This is a genomic window from Streptosporangium sp. NPDC050148 (genome assembly GCF_055586505.1).
Genome location: NZ_JBVJIA010000056.1, coordinates 25,051 through 33,671 on the forward strand (window position 1 = coordinate 25,051; position 8,621 = coordinate 33,671).

Genomic DNA, 8,621 nt, shown 5'->3' on the forward strand with positions numbered 1-8,621 from the left:
GTACGCCAGATGACCCTCCCCGACGGTCATGTGGTATTCCAGGTCAATCCGGCCGAGACCAGCCTGCAGTATCGCAGCATCGTGGGCGACAGAAGCTACTTCAGGCATGACGTGCGCCTTGAGCCCGGAATGACGGTCTTCGACGTGGGCGCTAACATCGGAATCGCGGCCCTGGCGTTTCATTGGGAATGTCCGGGCACGCGGATTCTCGCCTTCGAGCCCGCCAGGCCGCTTTACGACGCGTTGTGCGCGAATCTGGCCGCGCACGGCCTGAACGCCAAGGCGTTCGACTGCGCGCTCTCCAGTGCCCCGGGAACGGCCGTTCTCACCGTCTACCCGGAGACGACCGCGATGTCGGGAATGTACACCGACGCCGACCACGACGCCGAGGTGACCAGGACGTTCCTGGCCAACAGCGGTTTCGCCCCCGAGGACGTGGCCGACATGGCGCAGGGCAGGCACGTCACGGAGGAGCAGGAGTGCCAGGTGCGCACGATATCCGAGGTCATGGCGACCGAGGGGGTCGACCGCATCGGACTGCTGAAAATCAACGTCGAGAAAGCCGAATGTGATGTCCTGGACGGAATCGCACCCGGCGACTGGAAGGCGATCGACCAGATCGTCATGCAGGTCCACGACATCGGCGGAAGGCTCGCGTCCGTGCGCGACGACCTCACCGGCCGTGGATTCCAGGTCGACATCGGCCAGGACCCCCTGCTGAAGGACACGGACATCTTCGACGTGTACGCACGGAGGAATGCCACATGACAGTGGACACAGCCATTGATCTGAACGAACTGGACCTGGCCGACCCCGACATCTACACGGCTCCGGACTCCGGTCTCGGCGTCCTGCATCATCTGCAGGAACATCAGCCGATGTTCTGGAACAAGAGGTCCGGCGGGCCGAGCTTCTGGGCGTTCACCAAATACGCCGACGGGGTGGCCGTCTATCTCGACAAGACGAATTTCACCTCCGAGCGGGGCATGCAGGTGGGGCAGACCGAGTCCGCCGCCCGCGCCGCCGCCGGCAAGATGCTCATCGTCACCGACGGCCGGCACAGCCAGCTGCGCGACGTGATGAACCCCGCGCTCACGCCCCGGGTGGTGCGCCGCCTGGAGAGCGCGATGCGCGAGACCGTCGGCGGGATGCTGGAGGAGAACGCCGCCAAGGACTCCTTCGACTTCGTCGACACGGTGGCGGGCAGGCTCCCGCTGTCGGTCATCTGCGAGCTGCTGGGCGTGCCCCGCTCCGACTGGGACCTGATGATCCAGTGGACGCGCACCGCGTTCGGCTCGGCCACCTCCGACGACATCATCTCCGACGCCGAGAAGGCCGAGGCCAACGCCAACATCTTCGCCTACTACGCCGACCTGCTCGCCGAGCGGCGCCGCGACCTCGGCGACGACGTGATCAGCGTGCTGATCCGCGGGAAGATCGACGGGATCCCGCTCACCGACGAGGAGATCCTGCTCAACATCAACGGCCTCATCACCGGGGGCAACGAGACGACCCGGCACGCCTCGGCGGGGGCCGTCATCGCCCTGGTGGAGAACCCCGACGAGTGGACGCGGTTGCGCCGGGACCCCTCGCTCATCCCCACCGCCGTGGAGGAGGTCCTGCGCTGGACCGCCCCCAGCCTGAACGTCATGCGCACCGCGATACGGGACACGAAGATCGGGGACCAGGCCATCCGGGCCGGTGAGCGCGTCAGCGTGTGGCACCCGGTCGTCAACCGCGACGAGGACGCCTTCCCCGACGCGCGCCGTTTCGACGTCGGGCGCACCCCGAACAGGCACCTCACGTTCGGCCTCGGCAAGCACCTGTGCATCGGCGCTGCCCTGGCCAGGTTCGAGCTGCGCGTGCTGCTGGAGGAGCTGACCGCCCGGGTGTCCCGCATGGAGCTCACCGGACCGGTCAAGCGGCTGCGCTCGAACCTCATGTGGGGCGTCGACCGCGTCCCCGTCCACCTCGAACTCGACCACGCCGGGCACTGATTGGAGCACCACATGCCGGACAGCAGAACCGCACCGTCGCCGACACAGGAGACCCGCTGGAGGCCGCGGGGGGCCACGGCCCCCGGGGACCGCACCGATCAGGTCACGCTCGCCGCGCGGCTGCGCGGGCCGCTGGACGAGAAGGCCCTGACCGCCGCGCTGGAACACGTGCTGGAGGCACGCCCGGACCTGCGCGCGGCACCGCCGGACGGCTCCGGGGAGTCCCGGCCCGTCACCGTCCCGCCGCCCGTGGAACTCGGCAGGCACGACCCCGGCCGCCGCGAGGAGGCGCTCGCGCGGCTGGTCGCCGAGCAGACCAACCGGCCCCTCGACCCCGTCGCGGGCCCACCGGTCCGGGTCGTCATGGCCCGGCTGGCCGACGACGACCACGCGCTCGTCGTGACGGCGCACCGGACGGTGGCCGACGAGCGCGTGCTGGCCGGTCTCGCCGGCGAGATCTCCCGGGCGTACGAGAGGCCGGAGGGCACCGCGGACGCCGCCGGCTCCCCCGCACCCCGGACCGCCCCGCACACGCAAGAAGGCGCAGGGGACGGCCACGCGTCCCCCCGCGCGGAAGACAGGACGGGAGACAGGGCGGGAGACAGGTCGGAAGACGGCGCGGGAGACGACGCCGACCTCGCCTACTGGCGCGAGCGGCTCGACGGCACGCTTCCCGTCCTCGACCTGCCCGCCGACCGGAGCCGTCCGGCCGTGCCGGGCTTCACGGGCGCCCGGGTGACCTTCACCGTGCCGCCGGAGACGGCCGCGCGGGCCGAGGCGCTGGCGCACGAGGCCGGATGCGGCGCCGTCGGCCAGGCGGCGCGGGCCGTGGCACCGGCCCGGTGGCCGGAGCAGAACGGGGACGCCGCACCCGCCGCGGACGCCACGGACGCCGCGACCGACGGCACCGGCACCGATACGAGGGCCGTCGCGCTGGCGGCGTGGGCCGTCGCGCTGTGCCGCTGGTCGGGACAGGACGAGGTGGTGATCGGCGTTCCCGTGCCGGTCGCAGACCGCGCCCCGGTGTTCCCGATCCGCGTCGGCTGTGACGGCGACGCGTCGTTCGCCGAGATCGTCGCCCGGGTGCGCGACGCGCTGGACGAGGCGGCCGCGCACGGCTCCTGCCCGGCCCACCGGCTCGCCGGGGAACTGGGCCTGGACGCCTCCAGCGGCGTGCACCCGCTCTACCAGGCCGAGTTCGACCTGGCCGTTCCGGCCTGGAGCGCGCTGCGGCTGCCGGGCGTGCGGACCTCGCAGCTGGTGGCCGACCGCTTCCCGCTCGCCTCGGACCTGGCGCTGGTGCTGGTGCCGGGCTCGCTGGAGGGCGAGGTGCGCTACGGGCTCGACCTGTTCGACGCGTCCAGCGCGCGGACCAGGGCCGAGCAGTACGTCACGCTGCTGTCCCACGCCGTGCGCGCCCCCGCCTCGCCCGTCTCGCGGCTGTCGCTGCTGGACGCGGAGCAGCGGCGGCTCGTGGTCGAGGAGTGGAACCGCACCGAGACCCCCTTCGACGAGGAGGCGTGCGTCGGCGCCCTGTTCGAGGCGCGGGCCGCGGCCGCCCCGGACGCGCTGGCGGTGATCGCCGGCGAGCACCGGCTGACCTACGGCGAGCTGGACGAGCGCGCCAACCGGGTGGCCCACCGGCTGATCCGCGAGGGGGTGCGGCCCGGTCACGTGGTCGGCTCGATGACCGGCCGCTCGGCCGAGGCGCTCGTGGCCTTCCTCGGCATCGTCAAGTCCGGTGGCGTCTACCTGCCGCTGGACCCGGCGCTGCCCGCCGACCGGCTCGGCTACATCCTCGACGACAGCGGCGCGGGGCTCGTCCTCACCGCGGCCGGGCACTCCGGGCGGGTGCGGGGCGACCGGGTGCGCACGATCGAGCTGGACGGCGAGTGGCGCACGATCGAGGCGGAGGAGCCGGGCACGAGCCCCGGTGTGACGCCCGTCCCCGACGCCCCGGCGTACCTGATCTACACCTCCGGCTCGACCGGCCGGCCCAAGGGGGTGGAGGTCCCGCACCGGGGCGTGAGCAACCTCGCCTCCACCCTGTCCAGGGAGTTCTCGCTGACGCCCGACGACCGGGTGGCGCTGTTCGCCTCGCTCAGCTTCGACGCGTCGATCTGGGAGATCACGATGGCGCTGCTGAACGGGTCGGCGCTGTGCGTGCTGGACCCCTCGGCCATGACGCCGCAGGAGACGGCCCAGCTCATCAGCGAGCAGAAGGTGACCGCGGCCACGTTCCCGCCGACGTTCCTCAGCACGCTGAGGGGCGACGAGCTGGGCACGGTCAGGCTCATGGTCGTCGCGGGCGAGCAGTGCCCGAACGGGCTGGTGCGGACCTGGGCGCCCGGCCGTACGTTCGTCAACGCCTACGGGCCGACCGAGACGACCGTGTGCGCCACGATGGGCACGTGCGACCCCGCCGCGGCCTACGCCCCGCCGATCGGCCGCCCGCTGGCCAACTTCCGCACCTACGTGATGGACCGCTGGCTCAACCCGCTCCCGGCGGGCGTGCCCGGGGAGCTGTACGTCGGCGGTACCGGCCTGGCGCACGGCTACCGGGGCAAGCCGGGCCTGACCGCGCAGTCGTTCATGCCCGACCCGTACGGCCCTCCCGGGGCGCGGCTCTACCGCACCGGCGACCTGGTCCGCTACCTGCCCGACGGCCGGCTGCAGTACGTGGGCCGGGTCGACCAGCAGGTGAAGATCCGCGGTTTCCGGGTGGAGCTCGCCGAGATCGAGGCGGCGATCACCCGCTACCCGGGCGTCCGCGAGGCCGCGGTCGTCGTGCGCGACGACCGGCTCGTCGCCTACGTCGTGCTCGACGACGCCTCCAGGATCCTCGCCGACCGGAGCGGCCTGACCGGCGAGCTGCACCGGTTCCTGCAGGGCTCGCTGCCGACGTACATGCTGCCCTCCTCGTACGTGACGCTGGACGCGATGCCGCTGACCTCCTCGGGCAAGGTGGACCGCCAGGCGCTGCCCGAGCCCGGCGTGGCCGGTGGGGGCGGTGACGACGACTTCGACGCGCCGCAGACCGACACCGAGCAGACGATCGCCGAGATCTGGGCCGAGGTGCTCAAGCTCAAGCGGGTCGCCCGGGAGGACGACTTCCTGGAGATCGGCGGCCACTCGCTGGTGGCCGCGCAGGTGATCACCCGTGTGCGGGAGACGTTCGAGGTGAACGTGTTGATCCGGGTGCTGTTCGAGAACCCGGTGCTGGCCGACTTCGCCGAAGCGGTGGACGCGGCCCGCGCCAAGGCCGGGGCGACGGTCTGAGCGGGCCGTCGGTGCAGGTCGGAGGGTGGCGGGCATCCCGCCTGGCGGGATGCCCGGCACGGCCCGGCGGGACGCCCGCCACCGGGACGGGACCGGGGTACGCACCCGTGCGACACCCCCGGCCGTGACGGCACCGCCGGAACGGCCGCGCATGACGAGGGCCCGTGAGGATGATCCTCACGGGCCCTCGTCATGCGCGGGGACACCGTGGCCGAGCGGGAGCACCGGGACCGGGCGGAGACACCGGGGCGCCGGGCTCGGCGGGGCCGGGCGGGGGTGGCGTGGCTCAGCGGGGGCCGGGCAGCGCGGCGACCTCGGACACGGGGCGCCAGGTGGGGAGGTACTCCCGCAGCCGCAGCACCATGCCCTGGCAGTAGGAGGCGTTGTGCTCCAGGCTGCGCTCGGGCATGTAGGGCAGCTTGCGCCCGCGCGGGTGGTCGAGCTCCAGGCGGGTCAGGCGCTCCTGGCCGGCGTCCAGGCCGGTCACGTCGAGGTCGATGAGCAGGGCGGCCAGGTCGGCCGGCATGTCGACGACGGACGTCGTCCTGCCGCGCGACCCGGCGCGCGACTCGACGCCCAGCTCGGTGAAGTCGTAGCGTGGGGGCGTGGGCTTGGCCAGGTAGATGTAGGGCCTGGCCAGCAGGTCGAGCTCGAAGGCGGCCCGGGCCCCGGGGTCCTCCCACCACGACTGGCCGCGGGCGAAGTCGACGAGCAGCCCGTCGAACTCCTCGCGGTGCGAGTGCAGGACGAGGTGCGCGACCATCCCGAAGTTATGGAAGTCGTAGTTCCACAGTTTCTTCACCGAATCGCGGAAGAAAGTCGCGATCTCGGTGTCGGTGCGGCTCTCGAAATAGGTCGCGGCGTCGGTGAAGAAGTCTTCCAGGCGCCTGATGCCCGACCTCTCCAGGTAATTGGCGAGGTAATACAGGCCGCGCAGGTTGTACAGCGAGTGGACCGCGTAGTAGAACCATGTGCCGCGCTCGTACTCCTCGCGGTTGACCCAATTCGTGCCGACCACGACATCGGCCTCGGTGACATCACTGGGAACGCGTTCCACCTTCACGCCGAGAAGGTCCCTCTTGGCGTAGATCGAGGTGTTGTGGAGAAGGAGCTGCGGATAGACGATCAGCGTGTCGGCGCGCAGCCGGCACAATTCCGCGATTCCCTCCTTGTAGGAGTCGAGGGTTTCTCCGGGAAGCGGCCAGATCAGCTCGATGTAGGAACTGATGCGCTTCTCCCGGAGCGTCTTCTGCAGTTCGGTGTAGGTGGCGGGCTTGATGTTGGAGCGGTCGACGAGGTCGAGGGTCTTCGAGCTCATCGACTGCAGCGAGATGGGCTGGCTGGTCAGCAGGCCGCCCTGGACGAGGATCTCGGTGATCTCGGCCATGCGGTCGGGCTTGTTCTTGGCCGCGGCCATCGAGACCATCACCGGATAGCCGTTCTGCTCGCTGCACTCCACCAGGTGGCGGGTCAGCTCCACGTCGCGCGGGGCCATGCCCCAGTTGGCGTCCGCGATGAAGATCGACACGAAGTTGTTCTTGCTGATCCAGGTGATGTCGTCGCGGACGCGCTGGTCCTCGAACTTGTGCACCTTGTCGTTGGTCGCGGCGCCCCAGAAGCAGAAACCGCAGCTGAACGGGCATCCCCGGTTGGTCTCCAGGATGGCGGTGGTGTACTTGCCCTCCTCGAAGACGCCGGAGGTGAAGGGCGAGGGGACCTCCATCAGGTCACGGACGCGCGCGGCGGCCTCGGTGGTGACGAGCTCGCCCGCCCGCCAGAAGCTGATGCCGTCGACCTCCTCGAACCGGGGGGCGCCGCTGAGCACCTGGCGCAGGTACTGCACCATCGTCTTCTCGCCCTCGCCGTTGCAGACGACGACGTTCTCCTGCTCGGGGGCGACGTACTCGTGGGCGTGCTGCATGACCTGCGGGCCGCCGAGGATGAACTGGGCGTCGGGGAGCCGCTCGTGCAGCGCGGCCAGCACCGAGCGCGCGAAGCCGATGTTCCAGATGTAACAGCTGATCGCGTACACGTCGCTGCGTCTGGCGAGCAGTTCTTCGATCACCTCCCCCTTGTCGGCGGACACCGGGGCGGAGTAGATCTCGAAATCACATCTCGGTCCCACCTCCGGGTCCTGTTGCGCGTAGGCCTGCATGTAGCCGGAGGCGAGGGGCAGGATGGCCTCGAATGCGGACAGCTCGACGAATGTGACTTTGGTGTTCATGACGCTCGTCCTTGCGTAGTCTGAGTAATCGCTGAAGCCGCTCGGATCGAATTGGCTCATGCTTTCACAGAGGACCGCGGCGAACAACGGCGCCATTTGCGTCCGACGGCCGCGTGTTACGCTCCTGGAAACCTCGATGAACACGGGCTCGATAACCACGGAGGAGAAATCGCATGCCGACTCCCAACTACGAGACCGGCCTCGGGACGCTCTCGCTCGACGACCGGATAGCGGAGCATCTCGAAAAGACCTTTCACGATCCCTGGGAAATTCGGAAGCTCTCCCATGATTTCCGCAGGAACGGCTACGTCAAGCTGCGGAACCTGGTCTCGGACGAGATCAAGGACCTCGTCTCGGACGAGGTGCACCGGCTGCTCGATCTGCACGCGCGCCGGATCGACATCAACCTCAAGGAGACCAGCAACTCCCCGCGGAAGATGAGCACGGTCAGCCAGCAGTCCATCGCCCGCGACAGCACCCTGATCCCGGAGATCTACGAGTCCCCCGCGATCAAGGGCTTCCTGAGCAGGCTGGCCAACGAGCCGGTCGTCAACTGCCCCTGGGACGAGGAGAAGTACGTCATCATCCGCCAGGAGAAGCAGGGCGACACCCACGGCTGGCACTGGGGGGACTTCAGCTTCACGGTCATCTGGATCCTGGAGGCGCCGAGCAGCGAGTACGGCGGCATGCTCCAGTGCGTCCCCCACACCCACTGGGTGAAGGACGACCCTCGGGTCCACGACCACCTCATCAAGCAGCCGATCAGCACGTACGCCCACCAGACCGGCGACATCTACTTCCTGCGCTCCGACACGACGCTGCACCGCACGGTCCCGCTCTCCGAGGACCGGACGCGGATCATCCTCAACACCTGCTGGGGCAGCGAGTCCGACGCCAAGAAGGAGAAGTCGCACGAGACCATGGAGGCGATGTTCGGCTGACCGGCGACGAACCGGGGGATCACGGGGACCCAGGGGCCTGGGAGACGCGGGAGATCCGGGGAGGACGCGGAAAGGGCGGGGGGGGGGGGGGGGGGGGGGGGGACACGCCCCCCCCCCCCTCCCCCCCCCCCCCCTCCCCCCCCTCTTCCTTGTTGGCTCCCCCCCCCACCCCCCAAAACC

Annotated in this window: 5 protein-coding genes; 4 read left to right on the forward strand and 1 reads right to left on the reverse strand. The window is 70.2% G+C overall.

All coding sequences use genetic code 11. From position 1 onward, the window contains the following. The first annotated feature begins 9 nt into the window (after positions 1-9). Genes ACZ6RT_RS36190 through ACZ6RT_RS36200 form a run of 3 tightly spaced genes read left to right on the forward strand, consistent with a single transcriptional unit; the run spans position 10 to position 5,276 of the window. On the forward strand, positions 10-768 hold the full coding sequence (locus tag ACZ6RT_RS36190) for an FkbM family methyltransferase (RefSeq protein ID WP_399197134.1): 759 nt from the start codon (positions 10-12) through the stop codon (positions 766-768). Next, positions 765-1,997, forward strand: a complete 1,233-nt coding sequence (locus ACZ6RT_RS36195) for a cytochrome P450 (protein ID WP_470158523.1) — start codon at positions 765-767, stop codon at positions 1,995-1,997. Before ACZ6RT_RS36190 ends, ACZ6RT_RS36195 begins: the two co-directional genes overlap by 4 nt. A 12-nt stretch (positions 1,998-2,009) precedes the next feature. Beyond that, positions 2,010-5,276 (forward strand): non-ribosomal peptide synthetase, encoded by a 3,267-nt coding sequence (locus ACZ6RT_RS36200; protein WP_470158525.1) that lies wholly within the window; start codon positions 2,010-2,012, stop codon positions 5,274-5,276. A gap of 286 nt (positions 5,277-5,562) precedes the next feature. Here the strand turns inward: ACZ6RT_RS36200 and ACZ6RT_RS36205 are convergent, their stop codons facing one another. Beyond that, entirely contained in the window at positions 5,563-7,500 is a 1,938-nt protein-coding gene (locus ACZ6RT_RS36205) for a B12-binding domain-containing radical SAM protein (RefSeq protein WP_399197131.1), read from the reverse strand. 173 nt (positions 7,501-7,673) lie between these two features. On the opposite strand from ACZ6RT_RS36205, the gene ACZ6RT_RS36210 reads away from it, so the two are divergent. Beyond that, the gene (locus ACZ6RT_RS36210) at positions 7,674-8,441 is read left to right on the forward strand and encodes a HalD/BesD family halogenase (protein WP_470158528.1); all 768 of its coding nucleotides are present in this window, start codon (positions 7,674-7,676) and stop codon (positions 8,439-8,441) included. Positions 8,442-8,621: the final 180 nt, after the last annotated feature.